Raw genomic sequence first — 18,402 nt, forward strand, 5'->3', positions numbered from 1 at the left:
ATAGTAATGGAGAAAAGCCTTTTTCTGTAACACTAATGTTCGTACATACGGAAAGGGAAAGGGCTTTTTAGTATTTCTTTAATGGGGGAAAATATGATGGGGAAGAAATATTATTCTTATTTTTTGTTATTAATAGTAGGAATGCTTCTGGTTACTTCTTGCTCGAAAGTTCAAAATGCCAATAGCAGTGATCTTAATCAAACGATAGATGGAGATGAAGTTGAGACATTAGATGAGCCAGGTCTAATTATTAGTATAAAAGATACCATACATCCGACATTGACGGAGATGTTATTTAAGATATATGGAAATGAAAACGAATACACATCATCTGCTAACAAAATCGTAATCTATCAATCTGAAGCGGAGCAAGAGCTTCACTTCGAAGACACGGATACATCAGATCAAGAAAATTTAGGTTTTATTGTAGAAGATATGGATTTCGACGGATACAAGGATATTCGAATTCAGCGATCGCAGCCAGCCGGGCCTAATATACCATATTATTATTGGTTGTGGGATGAGGTGTCATCTAAATATGTAGCGAATGGGAATCTAGAAATGATTACTTCACCGGTGTTCGATGCTAAGAATGAATGGATACAATCCACGGTTAGAGAGAATGCCACAACGAATTACGAGGATATTTATAAATATATTGATGAAGTGCCTGTTCTCGTAAAAGAGACAGAAGAAATCATAGATGAAGTTAATAATGTAGTACACATTACCGAGATGGAATTCTCTTATAACGAGATGAAGATTACGAAACAATATGATATGGCACTGAGTCAATACAATAAGTAAAAATTAGCGTCAATAAGATCAAAATACCGTCATTACGTTGACGGTATTTTTTTTATAATAAATATATAATGAATCAATTTCATAATTACGCAAAGCTGTATAGGTGATTATGAAATTGAATATTATACGTTACTAATTCGAGAAAAATGAGGTGATTGACATGGCACGCAAACGACATTCTCTCCAACGGGGCGAGACATTGGCAGGATTTCTTTTCGTGAGTCCGATGTTAATTGGAGTATCTGTACTTGTTCTGTTGCCGATCATAGCTACGATAATTCTGGGATTCGCCGATTGGAACTTTGTTCAGGGATGGGATGGGATGAAGTGGGTTGGTATAGAGAACTTCAAGAAGCTGTTAAATGATCCTCTATTTATTAAATCTGTTCGTAATACGCTTCTATTTCTACTAACCGTACCGATATATATGATCATTTCAATGCTACTTGCTATCTTAATTGATAAACATGTGTATTTTAAGTCGTATTTCAAAGTGGCTTACTTTATGCCTTATATATCCATGGTTGTGGCGGTTGGTGTCGTATGGCAGGTATTGTTCCAGCCTTCATATGGTCCTATTAACGAGATACTTAAATCCATAGGGATTGCTAATCCACCGAAATGGATCGCAGATCCTAACTTTGCCCTGATCTCCATCATGATGATCTCGATCTGGATATCGATCGGCTTCAATCTAATCATATACATTGCGGGTCTGCAGTCTATACCAAAAGATCTCTATGAAGCAGCTGAAATTGATGGCGCGAGCGGATGGACGAAGTTTACACGAATTACATTCCCCTTGTTATCACCGACGTCTTTCTTCCTGATGGTGACAGGAATTATATCAACGTTTAAAGTATTTGATCTCATTGCCGTAATGACGCAGGGTGGACCGATCGGCTCGACGACAATGATGGTGTGGTATTTATATGATACTGCTTTTGTAAACCTAAAGATTGGTTATGCATCGTCTATTGCTTCTGTCCTATTCGGATTCGTTATGCTCATTACATTATTCCAATGGTTAGCTCAGAAGAAATGGGTCAACTATTAACAGATCATGAGGAAGGAGAGAAGAGTATGGATACAATTTCAGGAATAAGCTGGCGTAAAGCGGTGATTACAGGGTTCATGTTTGTGATTAGTATCTTATTTCTATTACCTTTCATATGGATGCTTATGACGTCTTTCAAAATGGAAACTGATGTATTCACCTATCCCATCCAATGGATTCCACAGACATGGAATACTGTTGCTAACTACAAAGAGGTATGGTTTGGTGATTATCCATTTTATCTATATTATTGGAATTCAATTAAGGTAAGTATCATTACGACAATGACCTCATGCCTTGTATCAAGTTTGGCGGCTTATGGGTTCTCAAAAGTTAAATTCGCTGCGAGTCAATGGTTGTTTATGATCGTACTGATAACATATATGATCCCAAGTCAGGCTATTCTGGTCCCACAGTTTATTCTATATCGCAATATTGGATTGTTCGATAGTCATTTCGGTCTGATCGTGATAGGTAGCTTTAGTGTGCTAGGGACATTCATGTTAAGACAGTTCTTCATGGGTATACATCAAGAATTTATTGAATCTGCCAAAATAGATGGCGCTGGGCATTTTCGTATCTTTTACTCTATCGGATTACCACTAGTTAAGCCTGCGGTAGCTACCTATGCTATCCTCAGATTTATCTGGACTTGGAATGACTATCAGAATCCATTGATATTCCTCAGAAGTGATCATCTATACACCTTACCGTTAGCACTACAGAAATTCACATCGATGAGTGGGGAGTTCTATTCTCTTATAATGGCGGGGGCTGTCTCCGCAATACTTCCACTTGTTATCGTGTTTGTTATTGGACAGAAAAGTGTTATTGAAGGTATTGCACTAGGTGGAGTAAAAGGGTAATTATTATAATGAGAATCAATTTCATAATCGCTTATGCAATTGATCAGGATAACTAATCCTGTCTATATATAGTAATATCTATATCAGTTTGCGTGATTATGAAATTGATTCAAATAGTAAAAATAATTCAAGATAAGTAAATATTGTTTCATCAGTATTGTGAAAGCGCTCTATATAATGGAGGAGTATACATTCAACATACCAGGGAGGGTTATTGTATGAAGAAGAGAAGATTGTTGACTGGCGCAATCACCAGTGTTCTGATGATAAGTTTGTTGTCGGCCTGTGGTGGGTCAAATAATGGTAATAAGGAAGCTGTAGCGCCTGAAACTAACACCCCAACTACATCAAATGAAACGGCAGAAAACGTAAATCTTCGATTGTATACTTATGGAACTGAGGAGGCTTATAACTGGAGTAATACGTTGAAAGCATACGAAGATGCCACTCCTGGAGTAACGATTGAACTCATTCAGCTTAGTGACAAAGGGGACACTCAAGAAGCATTTAAGAAGTTAGATCTTGAGGCTGCATCAGGTGCAGAAATAGATGTACTCATGTTCAGTGATCCAGCTGGGTATGCTCAACGTGTCGCACTCGGGATGGCAGAACCATTGGACGATTATATTACTAAAGATGGTTATAAGGTGGAAGAAGATTATAAAGTAGATACACGTCTAGATGGTAAGGTGTATGCTCTACCAGGTAAGTTCAATCCATGGTATGTCCTATTGAACAAGAATCATCTAGATGAAGCAGGACTAGCTGTTCCTACTGATTGGACTTGGGATGAATATGCGGATTACGCGAAGAAGTTGACGAAGGGGGAAGGTGCTACGAAACGTTATGGTACCTATTTCCATGGTCCACAGGCAGGGGGTTGGATGGAGTTCTTGAAGTTAAAGATGGAGAATCAGCCACAAGATGCAGATTTTCTTAAAGCAGATGGTTCCTCTAATCTAGATAATCCAACATTTAAAGAAACACTTGAACTGAGAGTAAGAATGGAGATGGAAGACCAGTCTTCTGTTCCATATTCGGATATGATCTCACAGAAATTAGCTTACCGGACACAGTTCTTCAATGAATCTGCTAGTATGTTAACCATTGGAAGTTGGATGAACACAGAAATTGGTGGAACAGAAAAGGTACCACTTAACTTCAATATAGCAGTTGCTCCATTCCCTAAGAATAATTCAGAAGATCCGACAGGACTTACACCAGTTACAACGGATTATGTTGCCGTGGGGGCAAATTCTAAACATAAAGAAGAATCCTATAAATTCATTCGTTGGTATACAACAGAAGGGCAGCTTGTTCAAGGTAAGAATATACCAGCATGGAGCCAAGTGAAGAGTGAACAGGTTGAAGAAATTATCGACACGATTCTATCAGGTACGAAGAACCCAGAGAAAGTGGATAAGAAATCTTTAGTGGATACATTAATTGTTTCAAAAGCATCCGCAATCGTTCCACCATCTTCATATCAGAATGAAGTATACAAAGCTGTGAATGATGAATATGAAAAACTTATACTTGGCACCCAAGATATTGATACCACTGTAAAGAACTCGCAAGAACGTGTAAACCAAATTATTGAATCAAATAAAAAATAATTTGTTATAATGTACACATACCGTCCTTGAAAAAGGACGGCATAGCCATTTCTGCTTGCTTGTGTTAGGAGAGGATGCATTATGTTACACTGGTTGAAAATATGGATTCCTAGATCTATTCGTCACAAGCTAATTATTGCTTCTATTACCTGTATTGTCGTTCCCGCAGTACTCACATTATTCATCTATAATTCCTTAACGCAGGAAGCTGTGAAGCAGCAAGCTCTATCTAATGCGGAAGATTCGTTAGAATTAGTGAACAATTCTGTAAGTAATCTGTTCAATAATATGTTGAGTACGATGAACTATATTCAAGTGAATTCCGGTATGACTACATATTTCAAGCAAGTCTCTTCAGGTCATGTAGTTGGAAGTCCATATATGAAATTTATGGATTCGAATCGAATCTTGGAGCAATTGGATAGCTTGACTGTAGTTGGTGTTAAAAGTTATGTGACGGTATTATTGACGAACGGGATGTACTATATGAATTATTCTGTAAGCGATTACAACCCACGGGATTTACTAAAAGAACCATGGTTCAAGAATCTACAGGAGTTGGAAGGTCTACAATCATATTGGGTTGGTGTTGAACCGACTGCATTTCAGTATGATGCGTTCGATCATCCCTATCAGATATCCGTAGCACGTACGTTAAGATTGGCTAATTCTGAAATCTATGGGTATGTGGTAGTGACGGTTATGGAAGATCAGATCAGTTCGATTCTGGGTAATTTATCTGCAGGAAGTGAAATTCAACTCATAGATCATACCGGTCATATTATTTCGAAACAGGATCATAAGGATATTGGTACAAAGTTTAATTATCTAGATCCATCTATTGAGCAAAAGTCATCATCCATCCTCAATCTAAAAGAAGGTCATTTTCTGTTATCACAGCAACAGATCCCATACGCTGGTTGGTTTCTTGTATTGATGCAACCTTATAATGAAGCTATCGTCAATATTAGTTCTATTTTTAATCGCGTATTTATTTTTCAGATTTCCTCATTTGTTATTTTCTTAATATTGTTGATTTACTTAGTAAGAACATTCACGCAACCGTTAGTTACTTTAGGTAAAGTAACTTCAGCGGTACAGCGAGGGAATTTGCAATTAAGATCAGGTGTACGTGGCAATGATGAGATCGGTCACCTAGGAATCATGTTCGATCAGATGCTAGATCGTGTGAAAGAAATGATTGCTGAGGTATCAGTTACCCAAAGAAGGAAAAGAAAAGCTGAACTGAGAATGCTTCAGGCTCAGATTAACCCTCATTTTCTATTTAATGTTCTCAATTCGATTCGTATGAAGGTGTTGAAACGTGGTGATCCCGAAAGTGCATTAATGATTACTTCATTATCAACGCTTCTCCGCATGACGATTAGCCGCGAAGAGGATGAGATTCATCTGCATGAAGAGATCGAGTTGGTCACTCATTATTTAAGATTAATGAATATGAGGCAGAAGGAAGAGGTTACACTTGTATTGGATATAGCACCTGAAGCATTCATGATTAAAGTTCCTAGACTCTTCCTCCAGCCGATTGTGGAGAATGCTATGATTCATGGACTCAGTCAGCGAGCAGGAACGATCAGTATTACAGCGGAGATATATCAATGTAACCTAATTCTAAGTGTTCAGGATAATGGAATGGGAATGGATTCCTTAACTATTCAACGAATTATTTCTAAGTGGGTATCCAGCGGAATTGATATACAAACCAAAAGAGAGGATCAAGGTTCCTTCTCAGGTATGGGTCTTCAGAATGTTGTTGAGCGTATGAGAATACTATTCGGAGATGGATTCGATATAACAGTGAACAGTAAACAAGGTGTAGGGACGGATATAATCTTGATCATTCCGTATTTAGGAGGGGAACAAGATGTACAAAGTCATGTTGGTAGATGATGACTATCCTGTCATCGAGTTACTGTCTGAAACGATTACATGGGGAAAGTTAGGGCTTCATCTAATAGGAATTCATGAGAATGGACTAAGTGCATGGGAACAGGCACAGCAGGAGATGCCTGATATTATTATCACGGACATCGGGATGCCGAAGATGAATGGATTAGAGTTGACTACTCGCATACGAGAAATCAAGCCGAACGTAAGGATTGCCATCCTCTCATGTCATAGTGATTTTCAATATGCTCAGCAGGCGTTGCGATTGAATGTGCAGGATTACTTTCTTAAAGATAACTTGAATCCAGAGGATATGATCCAATTGCTCTGTCGATTTACCGCAAGCATAGACGAGGAGACACAGGCGGGTTGGGAACAATCCCGAATGAAACATTTGTACAGTGAGACAAGAGAACTGCGTAAAGAACAAAACATTAAAAACTTCATTCATCAACCGCTTCTTTCGCCAGTTGAATGGAAGCGAGATTTTTCAGAATTCGGTTTGTTCGCTGAAGGAGATCATTGTTTACCTGTGATTACTTATATTGAAGATTATAGACAGGTCAATTATCGTTATAAATCAGTACAAACATTGAATTTTGCGATCATTAACGTTATTAATGAATTACTAGGAGATTTAAGGACAAAAGTACTTCATGTAAAATATAGTGGTAAACATTCGTTTCTATTATTCTCGTATAAACCTAGCTTGAAAACGAATATTTATGATGAAGTTCTTATAAGTTTGAAAGCGGTTCAATCTATGATTTTAAAGGTGCTTCGTATCCAATTATCATTCATCATTGGTAATGGTTGTGCCACACCCGAAATTTTGAAATTGAATATGAATGAAATGCTAGGAAGTGATGAACAAAGATTCTATTTGAAACCTGGAGACATGACCAAGATTCAAGTTAAAGTTCAAGATAGTATAAGAGAGAAGCTTCATCTATTTGCCTATTATGACAAAGCCAGTTCAGAATTACGTGAAGTATTTATCAGTAAGAACCAAGATCGAGCCCGTGAAGTCATAGATCAATGGATTAGTCTCATTCATAATGAAAGATATTCACCTGAGAATGTTAAGGATTGGATGTTGAAGTTATTACTAGATCTGAAATTAAAGCTTCACTCGTTACAGTCGATACGACCTTCTTATTCTGCAGATTCACTTTATAAAGAAATTGTGGATATGGACACATTATCGGAGTTACGCCAATGGCTGATTGGTCATTTAGAGACGATTGCTACGAAGCAGGAGATCGGGGTTGGTACTAGTAAACGAGCCGAAGTGATGGAAGCTTGTAGGTATGTATCCCTGCGGTTGAATGCAAGAATCACATTGGATGAAGTAGCAGAGCATCTTCATATGAATTCTAGCTATTTCAGTAGACTGTTTAAGAAAGAATCCGGGTTCACTTTTATCGAATACGTAACGAGATTAAAGATGGAACGTGCGAAAGAGCTATTGGATCAGACGAATAATACAGTTGGTGGTATCTGTGAGTTGTTGGGATACGATAATCAAAGCTATTTCATTAAGACATTTAAAACTCATGCCGGTGTAACACCTGTTGAATATCGAGGATAATGATAAATAATATGACAGAATGGTTGGTGAACCCTTGTGAATATAGAAATGAAGCAAGATTGGATCGAGGAAGCTTTGGAAAAAGCGTTGAAGAAAACGCAACATAATAGCGTAAGAATTGGTTCTGGATTCCCCCACGCGAGTCAAGGCGGTGCTTATGATTCGGCTGAGCCTTACTGGTGGACAGCAGGATTCTGGCCAGGAATGTTATGGTTACTATATAACGAAAGTGGCGACGAATCGTTACGATTGATCGCTGAACAATGTGAGGATCGTCTAGATTCGGTATTAAATGATTACGTTCGATTGGATCATGATCTGGGATTCATGTGGACTTTGACCAGTGTAGCGTCTTATAAATTATCAGGTAATGAAGGCTCAAAAGTTAGAGCACTCAAAGCGGCTAATTATCTTGCTGCACGATTTAATATAAAAGGTAATTATATTCGTGCATGGAATCCGTGGTATGAAGGTGAAGACAACGCCGGATATGCCATTATCGATTGTGCGATGAATATGCCTTTGTTATTCTGGGCTTCAGAGATAAGTGGAGATCCTCGTTACGGTCATATTGCAGAAGCACATATGGATACAGTCATGAAACAATTCATCCGACCTGATGGCTCAGTCTATCATATTGTTCGATTCAATCCACATACAGGCGAATTCATTGAGGGTATTGGAGGTCAGGGATACGCTGCTGAATCGGCTTGGTCACGGGGTTCTGCTTGGGCGATCTACGGATTAACTTTAGCCTATCATCATACAGGGAAAATAGAATATTTACATGCGGCTAAGCGTGTGGCTCATTTCTTCCTTACTCGTCTGCCTGAGGATCATGTACCTCATTGGGATTTCCGCGCACCGCTAGATGAACGCCAATATCGGGATTCATCTGCTGGTGCTTGTGCTGCTAGTGGCTTACTATTACTTTCTGAAAAAGTAGATGAGATCGAAGCTGCAGTCTATCGTGAACCAGCGATTCGGATTCTAAAATCGCTATACGAGAATTACGGAACATGGGATGATATGAATGAGGAAGGATTGATTCTTCATTCAACGAGTAATTATCCTCAGGGAACCAATATCGATGTGCCACTCATTTACGGTGATTTCTTCTATGTGGAAGGATTGGCACGATTGAAAGGTAAAGGCCCCTTTTATTGGCAATGAATTTAGAGAGTACATAAATTTAATGTGATAATGGAGGATGAGGGCAACATGATGGGGACGAAATCGAATAGTATAAGTGACAATCCACTACGAACGCAAGCGGACTTGCAAGATGCATTAAGACAAATCGTGGATCCACTTCAGCCATATTATAGTGAGGGAAGAGCACGCTTGAGCTTAGGCGTGACGGGTGCTGGTTATGATCCGAAAATTGCGGAGTTTGAAGGTTTCTCACGAGTACTATGGGGAATGGTTCCTTTGCTAGCAGGTGGAGGGGATAACGAACTCTGGAAGATTTGTCTACTAGGAATTCGGAACGGTACCGACCCTGAACATGCTGAGTATTGGGGAAATGTGAATGATTATGATCAGCGATTAGTAGAGATGGCAGTGTTCGGATTTGCACTCGCTCTGATCCCAGATCGAATATGGGAGCCATTAAGTGAACGTGAAAGATCTAACCTATATAACTGGTTGAATCAGATCAATAGTCATCCTTGCCATGATTGCAATTGGTTATTCTTCCATGTCTTAGTGAATATGGGATTTAGAACAATGGGGCTTCCTTACGATGATGAACAGCTTAACCGAAACCTGACTCGAATCGATGAGTTTTATCTTGCCGAAGGATGGTATAGCGATGGTATTGGAGCACATAGCGACTATTATGTTCCTTTCGGATTTCATTATTATGGGTTGTTATATTCACAACTGATGAAGGATGAAGATCCTGAGCGGGCGGTTCGATTTAAGCAAAGAGCTACAGAATTTGCTGAAAGTTTCATCCAGTGGTTCGCAGCGGATGGCTCAACCATTCCTTATGGAAGAAGCTTGACATATCGATTCTCGCATTCAGCATTCTGGAGTGCTATGGTATTCGCAGAAGTCGACACTATACCACTGGGTGTAATGAAGGGACTTATTCTAAGAAATTTACGTTGGTGGTTTCAGAAGCCTATATTCAATGAAGCTGGAGTTCTTACGGTCGGGTATACATATCCTAATCTAGTCATGGCTGAAAATTATAATTCACCTGGATCACCTTATTGGGCATTGAAGTCATTTCTTCCTTTGGCACTAGCGGATGATCATCCGTTCTGGCACACGGAAGAGCTCCCTTTACCGAAGTTGAACTCCTTATCCGTGCAGTTACCACCTCACCTAGTCATTTGCCGGAATGAGGTGAGTGATCATATCACAGCTTTTAACAGTGGCCATCTAAGTTCGAATGAACACATACATACTTCGGCTAAATATGAAAAGTTTGCCTATTCTAATGCTTTTGGATTCAGTGTACCTCGCGCAGAATGGGGACTTGGACAAGGAGCATTTGATTCGATGCTTGCGCTAAGTGAAGGGGATAATTTGTTCAGAGTCAGACGAAAGAACGAAGAGTCTAGAATCGAGGATAATGTACTATATTCGAAATGGAAACCATGGCATGATGTGGAGATCCAGACATGGATTGTGGCAGGGCTCCCTTGGCATATTCGAATCCATCAGGTTAACACGCAGAGAACATTAGACGCTGCCGAAGGCGGATTCGCTTTAGGAAGTGACTTGGACCTTCAAGTGGTAAACGATGAGAACACTGGGATTACTGCATCTTGCTCTCAAGGAAGTAGTAGGATTGTTAGTATACTTGGTTACGATACCACAGATCTTATATATGCGAATGCGAATACGAATGTTCTACACACTCTAACCGTTATTCCTTCATTAAAAGTGAGCTTGGAACCAGGTACACATTGGATAATCTCAGCTATATATGGTGAACCAGGTGAGCGTGTTGGGGAGAGTAGCTTGTTGGAGGATCCATGTGAGATATTGAATGTACAATTCGAAGGTGATGAGATTCATCTCACGACGGCACGAGGGAAGGTTATCGTAATCGTTAAATAGGTTTGCGTAATTATGAAATTGATTCATAAGTGAAAATTCTTTGATTGATGAGAGTCTCGTATGAGGCTCTTTTTTTATTAGAAATTTTACCCAATTATACATTTCATTTGACATTAAGATAATAATTAACTATTAAGATTGCAATAGTGATGGAAGATCAAGCCGAGTTCAACTGGGGTTGGAAATCTAGCATATACATATTTTTGAGGGGAGATTAATTAATGAATAAGATATTCAAACGTATAGCTGTAGGGGGATTGGCGCTATCCATCGTTGCAACGGGTACTTTTATATTAGAGAATCACAACTCAACCGTTAGTGCAGCTACCAAGGAGTCATCGAAGAATCTGATCGTACTCATTGGTGATGGAATGGGACCAGCACAGGTGGCTGCAACACGTTATTATCAAGAACATGAAACTGGTAAAATGGCTTTGAATCTAGATCCATATTATGTGGGTCAAGCAACTACATATGCGGACCGTGGTGATGATGGCGGAGTTATCGTCTCTGGGATCGTAACAGACTCAGCATCTGCGGGAACAGCTTTCGCGACAGGGAATAAAACCTATAATGCCGCAATTAGCGTGTCGAACGAAGAGGTATCGAAACCTTTCGCTTCCGTTATTGAAGCTGCAGAATTAAGTGGTAAGGCAACGGGTCTAGTGACAACAGCACGGATTACGCATGCAACACCTGCTGTATACGCTACACATGTTCGTAGTCGGGATAATGAATCCGCAATTGCCTCTCAGTATTTGGCTAGTGGAGTAGACGTACTCTTAGGAGGAGGTCAATCTTTCTTCGTCACTAAGGATGAGAATGGTAAACGGACAGATAAGAATATCATCCCAGACTTCCAGGCAAAGGGCTATAAATTAGTACAAAAAGCAGCAGATCTTAAGGCTTTATCTTCGGAAAACTCGAAAGTACTCGGATTATTCGGAGGTTCTCATGTATCTTATGTCCCTGATCGTACAGAAGATACGCCATCTCTAGAAGCTATGACCACGAAAGCACTTGAAATATTATCAACTAATAAGAATGGGTTTGCTGTCATGATTGAAGGTGGACGAATTGATCATGCAGGTCATGCGAATGATTTACCAACAATGATTCAAGAAACGCTAGACTTCGATGCGGCTTTCAAAGTTGCGATTGATTTTGCTAAAAAAGATGGAAACACTTCCGTTGTTGTAACAGCTGATCATGAAACAGGCGGGTTGTCATTGTCCCGAGATAATATTTATGAAGTGAACATTGATCTTTGGGATCAACAAAAGAATTCCTCAGAAAGTTTAGTCAAAGCATTAGAAGCTGCTCAATCGATTGCAGAGATCAAAAAGATAGTACAGGGTAACACTTGGATCACTGATCTTACGGATGAAGAAGCACAAATCATTATGGACGGTGATGGTTCTTCCTACAAACGTGAAGGTGGTTATAATGCTGTTGTATCCAAACGTTTATTAGTTGGTTGGTCTGGACATGGACATTCTGCAGTTGATGTAGGTGTATGGGCTTATGGTCCAATTGCTAGCCAAGTGAAAGGCCAAATTGATAATACTCAGGTTGCTTTAGCAAGTGCTTCCGTTATTGGGGTTGATTTGAAAAAGGCGACTGCTGAACTACAATCGAAATATTTATATCCTAAATTTAAAATAAGTCGTGAGAATGAAGTGCTCTATCCTGCTGAGGCATTAGTTAAAGCACTAGGAGGAACATACAGTTCCACTAACGGTATCGCTAAGATGGGTTTCAATAAGAATAATATCGATATAAATACAAAGACAAATTCGATTGAAATGAACGGTAAAAAGTTATCGCTTACGCTGGATCTTGACAATGGTACAATTTATCTTCCACTTACGGCCTTCAATCAACTCACTGGAAAAAGCATGAAGTGGGATTCATTATCTGAACGACTTGTTTTGAAATAAGACTGGAGTACAGATAGAAAGAAGAGAAGGAGCAGGGGAAGTTATTCTCCTGTTTCTCTTTATTTTGTAATAGGAGTGATGAGAATTTGCTACAAATCAATGACGTTAAGAAACAATTCAAAGTGTCAGGTAAGAACATACCCATTCTAAATATTCCTCAATGGCATGTTGCTAAGGGAGAAAAAGTAGCCATCATCGGCCCTAGTGGTTCAGGAAAAAGCACATTGTTACATATCATTAGTGGTATTTTGAGTACGGATCATGGTGAACTGTATGTTGATCAGCAACCGTTGCATTTGTTAAAAGAGGCTGCAAGGGATGAATTCAGAGGAGCTAGAATCGGTTATATTCTGCAGGATTTCCACCTCATTCCATCCTTAACTGCGAGGCAAAATGTGGAGATCGTAATAACTCTTAAGAAATCGAAGACAGAATTGCGGCTAATGGTTGATGAATGGTTTGAGAAAGTAGGGTTACAAGATCGAATGAATCATCTTCCCTCACAACTATCTAGGGGACAACAGCAGCGGGTTGCAATGGTTAGAGCTCTGATTAATCAGCCATTGCTTGTGTTAGCTGATGAGCCTACAGGTAGTCTTGATTGGGAGACTGCTGATGAAATTACGGGATTATTAATGGATCTATGTGCTAGTGATAAGCATACACTCATTGTTGTAACACATGATTTAAATTTGGCGAAGCGTTTCCCACGCTGTCAGCATATTCATGAATTGAATCTTGTTCATCCTTTAAAAGAGAAGGTTATGTTATGAGTATATATCGTCTATTGATTCGAAATATATGGCATCGTAAGTTTCTGTCTTTACTCACAATATGTTCTATCGCTGTGACCGTTGCGTTTATTGTACTTCTCAGTCTATCACAAGAAAGTGTGGAACAAGGCGCAAAGAAGGGATATGGGCCATTTGATGTAGTGATTGGAGCAGACGGTAGCGAAACGCAATTGGTGTTAAATACGTTCTATCATGTTGGTGCACCAACGGGTAATATCCCTGAATCTATCCTTGCAACTGTCAAGAAAGACCCTCAAATAGAGCAAGCATATCCAATGACGACAGGTGATCACTATAATGGATATCCTATCGTTGGAATCGATGCGGAATATTTCCTCACACGATATGGTGATCAGAATCTCGATAGTGGAGGTTTATATAAGCAGACAGGTGAAGTGGTTGTCGGAGCCTACGTGGCTAGAACTTTAGGAATACACTTAGGAGATACATTTGCTGGTTCACATGGTCTTATTGATCAGGGCGTGGTTCATGAGGATGAAGAACATGGAACAGAGGAACATGGTGAGGAACACCATGAAGAGGATAGTCATGCTAGCTTCGGTTACACGGTAGTAGGTATTCTTCCTTCATTAAATACACCCGATGATCGAGCATTGTTTACAACTGTTGATTATGCTTGGGCGGTTCATGAGACAACCGATGATCATAAAGAGATAACGGCCATACTTGTTAAGCCAAAGTCACTTCTTGGAGCACAATCGTTAAAAACAGAACTTGATCAATATGATAAGGTGCAAGCCGTTTATACTAGTAAAGCTGTTGCTGATGTTGTGAATTTAGTGGATAGCGGTGCACAAATTGTAAGTGTTGTAACTGGACTGTGTATTGTATTAGCGGCGATTTCTGTACTATTATCATTAATTGCTGCAGTAAATGAACGAACGAAGGATGTTGGTCTACTTCGGTTACTAGGGAAATCTAAGTTGTACGTATGGATGACTTTGATTGGTGAAGGAGTTCTTTTGACGACTACTGGGTTGATTATCGGACTGATCATGGGACATATAGGTGGGTTCGTGTTGAGAGAAGCGCTATTTGAGTATGGAGGAATTCAGATTAATCCATTGTTGTGGACGACTAGTCATATTTATATTGTTATAGGAACGATAGCCATTGGTTTACTGGCCTCAATCGGCCCAGCGTATAAGACATATCGGATGAATCCTCTCACATTGTTTAAAGCATAGGAGGCAGAGATGAAGAGATTTGGACTTTTAATGATGTTGTTAGTTACTTTATTTCTACAGGCTTGTGGTCAGTCCGCAAAAGGGGAAGAAACAGCACAATCATTTTCTTCTTTTACTCAAGAACTTTCAGTAGATGTAGGGATTGAAGATGAAGTAGTGGTAGAAGAGCAAGCTGTAGTTGAGCAAGTGATAGCCAAAGAAACATTAAAAGATGAAGAAATTATAGAAAAAACAGAAACTACCAAACCGAATGATATTGTAACAAATGAAGCTACAGACGAAGTAGTAGATGAAGCAATATCAAACGAAGTATCTAAGCAAGTAACTAAGCAAGCAACAACAGAACTAGTAAAGAAAGATGTGGTGAAACAGGAACTGACTGAAAATAAAGTGAGTCAAGATTCCAAGCTGACTGAAGATTCGGAATCGATAACGAAGGAAGAAGACATGATTGAGCCAAGTGACAAAGAGCAAACGGTATCTAAGAAAGAGATCCAATCTGGCGTAACCCCAATTGGTTGGTCGGAATTCTTTGACGGGGAAGATCAAACAACTCCTTCAGATCGATTCTGGGATTTGAAAGGTTCAACAGTGACGATCAAAGGGTTCATGGGCGAGGTACTTTCTTTCGATAAGCATTGGTTCCTACTCATTCCCGAACCCGGTGCTGAATGCCCGTTCGATAATGGAGATGAGACCTATTGGAACAAAATCATGATCGTATTTGTACCTGATGATGTGAAGCTAAGATATCATTCTGGACCTATAAAAATAACGGGCCGACTTGATACGGGGATCAAAATCGATGAATCAAGTTATAAGACAATGTTTAGAATTTATGACGCTACGTTCGAAGAGATTAAAGAGTAAATATTGGTGAGTATTTCCGTGAATATCAACAAGAAGCCCCGAGGTACGGATGATCCGTATCACGGGGCTTCTTGTATTGTGCTGAATACCTGGTATTAATATTGACCAATCATTTGATCTGTCTTACCTTGAAGTGTAACGAGTTTCATAATAACCGTAGCAGCCTGTGCTTTTGTGATTGTTTGTTGAGGATTGAATTTACCATTCTCACCTTCCAATAGACCTAATTTGAGGGTCAGAGCAACAGCACCTTTATTACTTATAGCTTGGGCATCACTGAATTGACTTACTGAAGTATCACTTTGTATATGTGAAGCCATTTTCTCATAATTCACAATGGATGTCAGCAGAACAGCAAGCTGTTCTTTTGTTAATTCCTTATCTGGTTGAAAAGAATTGTCGTTCTTAATCCATTGACGTTCCACTGCAAAAGATACAACGTTATAAATTGTATCGTCCGGATCAACGCCGGCAACGGATTTGTTTTCCATGTTATTATAATAACCTTGGCTCGCAATGTAAGGTGATATGGATTTTACCATCATAGATAACCAATCGCTGACAGTGATCACTTCATCGGGTTTGATGTTCCCCTCTTCATCAGGGGTTATAATACCATAATTCACGAGTGTAGTAAGTGCACTTTCTGCCGAGTGTCCTTTCAGATCTGTTGGTGTGATTGTATTGGTTGCTTGCCCCATGTAATCATATTGAGATACCCATTTACCTGTGACAGCATCTAGGACTTGATATGAAGTAATAAGATTGGTTGGTTCAGGAGTATATACTAGTTGTATCTCGGGTTTTATTTCTATATTACCAGTGTAGTACCCACCAAATTGTGAATATTGTAATTTCATTGTATACAGATTTCGGTATGACTCCAAAGCTTCTTCTTTGCTTACCTTAATGACAGGGTTATCTATGATTTTTTCTAATCCAGCGGTTCGATAGGCAGCATAGGATTGTAATCTTCCATACTGATCAAAGGTAATGGTTACTGTACTATCACCCACTGGAGTTCCTTTATAGAAACGTTGAAACTCATATCGATATTGATTATTTTCTTTGATGAAATTCCAGCTATCCTCATGATTGATTATCTTTAAATCACTGCTAGCGTTCGCATATAACTGGTTGACTAAGTCGATAGATCGTTGTTTGGCGGATTCTTTAGATAGCTTAGTAAGTCCTTTGGGGATCGTAGTATCCTGATTAGAAACAGCTCCGCCGTAATTATCAATTCGGAATTCTAATATCTCACCGGTGTCTGCGTCAACCTGAGCCGAGTAATGAATTTGATAGCCAGAATAGGGAGTACCCTTGCCCCAATTAAGGCTCCATGTTTGCTGATCAGGGTTGAAATAATATTTAGAGAGCGACTGGTTTTGCAGTTTGTAATCTGCTGGTAATGTTACGATTTTCTGTACCAGTTGCGCTGCTTCTTCACCAGTGAGTTGGGTCATATTGGTTCTTGTAATAAATTGGTCTTTCGTTTGTGGAATATCTGAATAAGTGACAGGTGAGGAAGGGACCGTTGTACCATCGTAGGAGATTCTCTTACCTGTTGATGCGTCCATGGAATAGGTAGAACTGCTATCTGGTCGATAACCTAGGATCCAGTCTGTAATCTGATTATTCTTCTGAATTGGAATATAGTATAATCCAACATCTAATTCATCTTTAAATTTCTTATTTGCTTCTGCTTCGCTAATCTTGGCAGTAGTTGATGGATAACTCAAAGCATTTGCAGATTTGGAGAAATGCATTATATCACCGTTAGAATTAATGCTAATATTCATTGCATCGGCTTGAGAGGGGATACCATTCTTATTTAATGTGAAATAGAACGAATACTGAACGGGGCCGAATAATGCTTGATTCGCATATCCATAATCCACATCATTGATTTTAAGATCTTCCACTGAAATCGATGTAACGGCTTTTGCAATGAATTTTTTGGCCTCAATTAAAGCTTGTTCTTTAGATAACTTCGGAGGATAATATGATTCTTCACTCTCAAGTGGGAAAGAGATATACGTACTGATTAAATCCCCTGTAATGGCATCTACTTGACTATTAAATCCATAACCGGAATTACCAATCTGATAATTCCACTGAATATCCCAGACCATCTGATTCTCAGGAGCAGGGTAGACATTGGTAATACCTAGAGTTGTATTAGACACTTCGGCATCTTGGAGTATTGGGAACAATTCTCTTACTTTTGCTACTGCCTTCTCTTTAGCAAATTTTACTTTTGCAGGATCTGCCGCTGTTGATGTAGATTCTGAACCTTGAATTTCACCTGAAGCGATGCGTAATTTCATTTGATCCGTCATGCTGACATCAGATGAAGCTACAGGTACAGACACAGATACCTTTGTAGCATCCGCAAAAACTAACCCGGATGGCATCAGCAGAGTGCAGGATAGCGCACCGAGTATAACCACTTTTGAACTGCGACGAATTGAACGAGTATACCTTTTTGACACAATTTCTCATCCTCTCAAAGTAAAATTTTTGATGTGAATCCAAGTTATATCTACATAAACGCTTCTCCCAGCAAATGGTTACGCCAAATGTATATATATTGTTAAAATATTTATGTATTCATGAATCAATAGATTCCGTGCAATTGAGAACAATTCTCATTTATTGTGACTGGAA

The 18,402-nt window shown here is 39.3% G+C and carries 13 protein-coding genes; 12 read left to right on the forward strand and 1 reads right to left on the reverse strand.

Annotated features, from left to right (window positions below; all coding sequences use genetic code 11):
- The first annotated feature begins 93 nt into the window (after nt 1-93).
- The 12 genes from LPB68_RS20525 (at nt 94) to LPB68_RS23495 (ending at nt 15,732) form a co-directional block, all read left to right on the forward strand.
- A complete protein-coding gene (locus tag LPB68_RS20525; RefSeq protein ID WP_157756156.1) occupies nt 94-807 on the forward strand; it encodes an XAC2610-related protein in 714 nt (237 codons plus the stop codon).
- Between the two features lie 160 nt (nt 808-967).
- On the forward strand, nt 968-1,864 hold the full coding sequence (locus LPB68_RS20530; RefSeq protein WP_068655481.1) for a carbohydrate ABC transporter permease: 897 nt from the start codon (nt 968-970) through the stop codon (nt 1,862-1,864).
- A gap of 26 nt (nt 1,865-1,890) precedes the next feature.
- Entirely contained in the window at nt 1,891-2,730 is an 840-nt protein-coding gene (locus tag LPB68_RS20535; RefSeq protein ID WP_068656645.1) for a carbohydrate ABC transporter permease, read from the forward strand.
- Between the two features lie 218 nt (nt 2,731-2,948).
- The gene (locus LPB68_RS20540; protein ID WP_068655479.1) at nt 2,949-4,346 is read left to right on the forward strand and encodes an ABC transporter substrate-binding protein; all 1,398 of its coding nucleotides are present in this window, start codon (nt 2,949-2,951) and stop codon (nt 4,344-4,346) included.
- 81 nt (nt 4,347-4,427) lie between these two features.
- The gene (locus tag LPB68_RS20545) at nt 4,428-6,257 is read left to right on the forward strand and encodes a cache domain-containing sensor histidine kinase (RefSeq protein ID WP_068655477.1); all 1,830 of its coding nucleotides are present in this window, start codon (nt 4,428-4,430) and stop codon (nt 6,255-6,257) included.
- Nucleotides 6,232-7,845: a response regulator transcription factor gene (locus LPB68_RS20550; protein ID WP_068655475.1), complete on the forward strand. Its 1,614-nt coding sequence runs from the start codon at nt 6,232-6,234 to the stop codon at nt 7,843-7,845. The genes LPB68_RS20545 and LPB68_RS20550 overlap by 26 nt, the downstream gene beginning before the upstream one ends.
- Nucleotides 7,846-7,893: 48 nt before the next feature.
- Nucleotides 7,894-9,018: a glycoside hydrolase family 88 protein gene (locus LPB68_RS20555; RefSeq protein WP_068656642.1), complete on the forward strand. Its 1,125-nt coding sequence runs from the start codon at nt 7,894-7,896 to the stop codon at nt 9,016-9,018.
- Nucleotides 9,019-9,069: 51 nt separating this feature from the next.
- On the forward strand, nt 9,070-10,920 hold the full coding sequence (locus LPB68_RS20560) for a DUF2264 domain-containing protein (RefSeq protein ID WP_083386544.1): 1,851 nt from the start codon (nt 9,070-9,072) through the stop codon (nt 10,918-10,920).
- Nucleotides 10,921-11,141: 221 nt separating this feature from the next.
- Entirely contained in the window at nt 11,142-12,860 is a 1,719-nt protein-coding gene (locus LPB68_RS20565) for an alkaline phosphatase (protein WP_068655471.1), read from the forward strand.
- An 86-nt stretch (nt 12,861-12,946) separates the two neighbouring features.
- On the forward strand, nt 12,947-13,633 hold the full coding sequence (locus LPB68_RS20570; protein WP_068655469.1) for an ABC transporter ATP-binding protein: 687 nt from the start codon (nt 12,947-12,949) through the stop codon (nt 13,631-13,633).
- A complete protein-coding gene (locus LPB68_RS20575; RefSeq protein WP_068655467.1) occupies nt 13,630-14,862 on the forward strand; it encodes an ABC transporter permease in 1,233 nt (410 codons plus the stop codon). Before LPB68_RS20570 ends, LPB68_RS20575 begins: the two co-directional genes overlap by 4 nt.
- Nucleotides 14,863-14,871: 9 nt before the next feature.
- The gene (locus LPB68_RS23495) at nt 14,872-15,732 is read left to right on the forward strand and encodes a hypothetical protein (protein ID WP_232510159.1); all 861 of its coding nucleotides are present in this window, start codon (nt 14,872-14,874) and stop codon (nt 15,730-15,732) included.
- A gap of 95 nt (nt 15,733-15,827) precedes the next feature.
- Here the strand turns inward: LPB68_RS23495 and LPB68_RS20585 are convergent, their stop codons facing one another.
- Nucleotides 15,828-18,227 (reverse strand): S-layer homology domain-containing protein, encoded by a 2,400-nt coding sequence (locus LPB68_RS20585; RefSeq protein WP_157756155.1) that lies wholly within the window; start codon nt 18,225-18,227, stop codon nt 15,828-15,830.
- Nucleotides 18,228-18,402: the final 175 nt, after the last annotated feature.

The sequence above is a fragment of the Paenibacillus crassostreae genome (genome assembly GCF_001857945.1).
GTDB lineage: Bacteria > Bacillota > Bacilli > Paenibacillales > Paenibacillaceae > Paenibacillus_AQ > Paenibacillus_AQ crassostreae.

Excerpts from the sequence above, each read along its gene's own strand:
- LPB68_RS20575 (WP_068655467.1), top strand. The coding sequence starts at position 13,630 with ATGAGTATATATCGTCTATTGATTCGAAATATATGGCATCGTAAGTTT.
- LPB68_RS20555 (WP_068656642.1), top strand. The coding sequence starts at position 7,894 with ATGAAGCAAGATTGGATCGAGGAAGCTTTGGAAAAAGCGTTGAAGAAA.
- LPB68_RS20530 (WP_068655481.1), top strand. The coding sequence starts at position 968 with ATGGCACGCAAACGACATTCTCTCCAACGGGGCGAGACATTGGCAGGA.
- LPB68_RS20550 (WP_068655475.1), top strand. The coding sequence starts at position 6,232 with ATGTACAAAGTCATGTTGGTAGATGATGACTATCCTGTCATCGAGTTA.
- LPB68_RS20560 (WP_083386544.1), top strand. The coding sequence starts at position 9,070 with ATGGGGACGAAATCGAATAGTATAAGTGACAATCCACTACGAACGCAA.
- LPB68_RS20540 (WP_068655479.1), top strand. The coding sequence starts at position 2,949 with ATGAAGAAGAGAAGATTGTTGACTGGCGCAATCACCAGTGTTCTGATG.
- LPB68_RS20565 (WP_068655471.1), top strand. The coding sequence starts at position 11,142 with ATGAATAAGATATTCAAACGTATAGCTGTAGGGGGATTGGCGCTATCC.
- LPB68_RS20525 (WP_157756156.1), top strand. The coding sequence starts at position 94 with ATGATGGGGAAGAAATATTATTCTTATTTTTTGTTATTAATAGTAGGA.
- LPB68_RS20545 (WP_068655477.1), top strand. The coding sequence starts at position 4,428 with ATGTTACACTGGTTGAAAATATGGATTCCTAGATCTATTCGTCACAAG.
- LPB68_RS20535 (WP_068656645.1), top strand. The coding sequence starts at position 1,891 with ATGGATACAATTTCAGGAATAAGCTGGCGTAAAGCGGTGATTACAGGG.
- LPB68_RS23495 (WP_232510159.1), top strand. The coding sequence starts at position 14,872 with ATGAAGAGATTTGGACTTTTAATGATGTTGTTAGTTACTTTATTTCTA.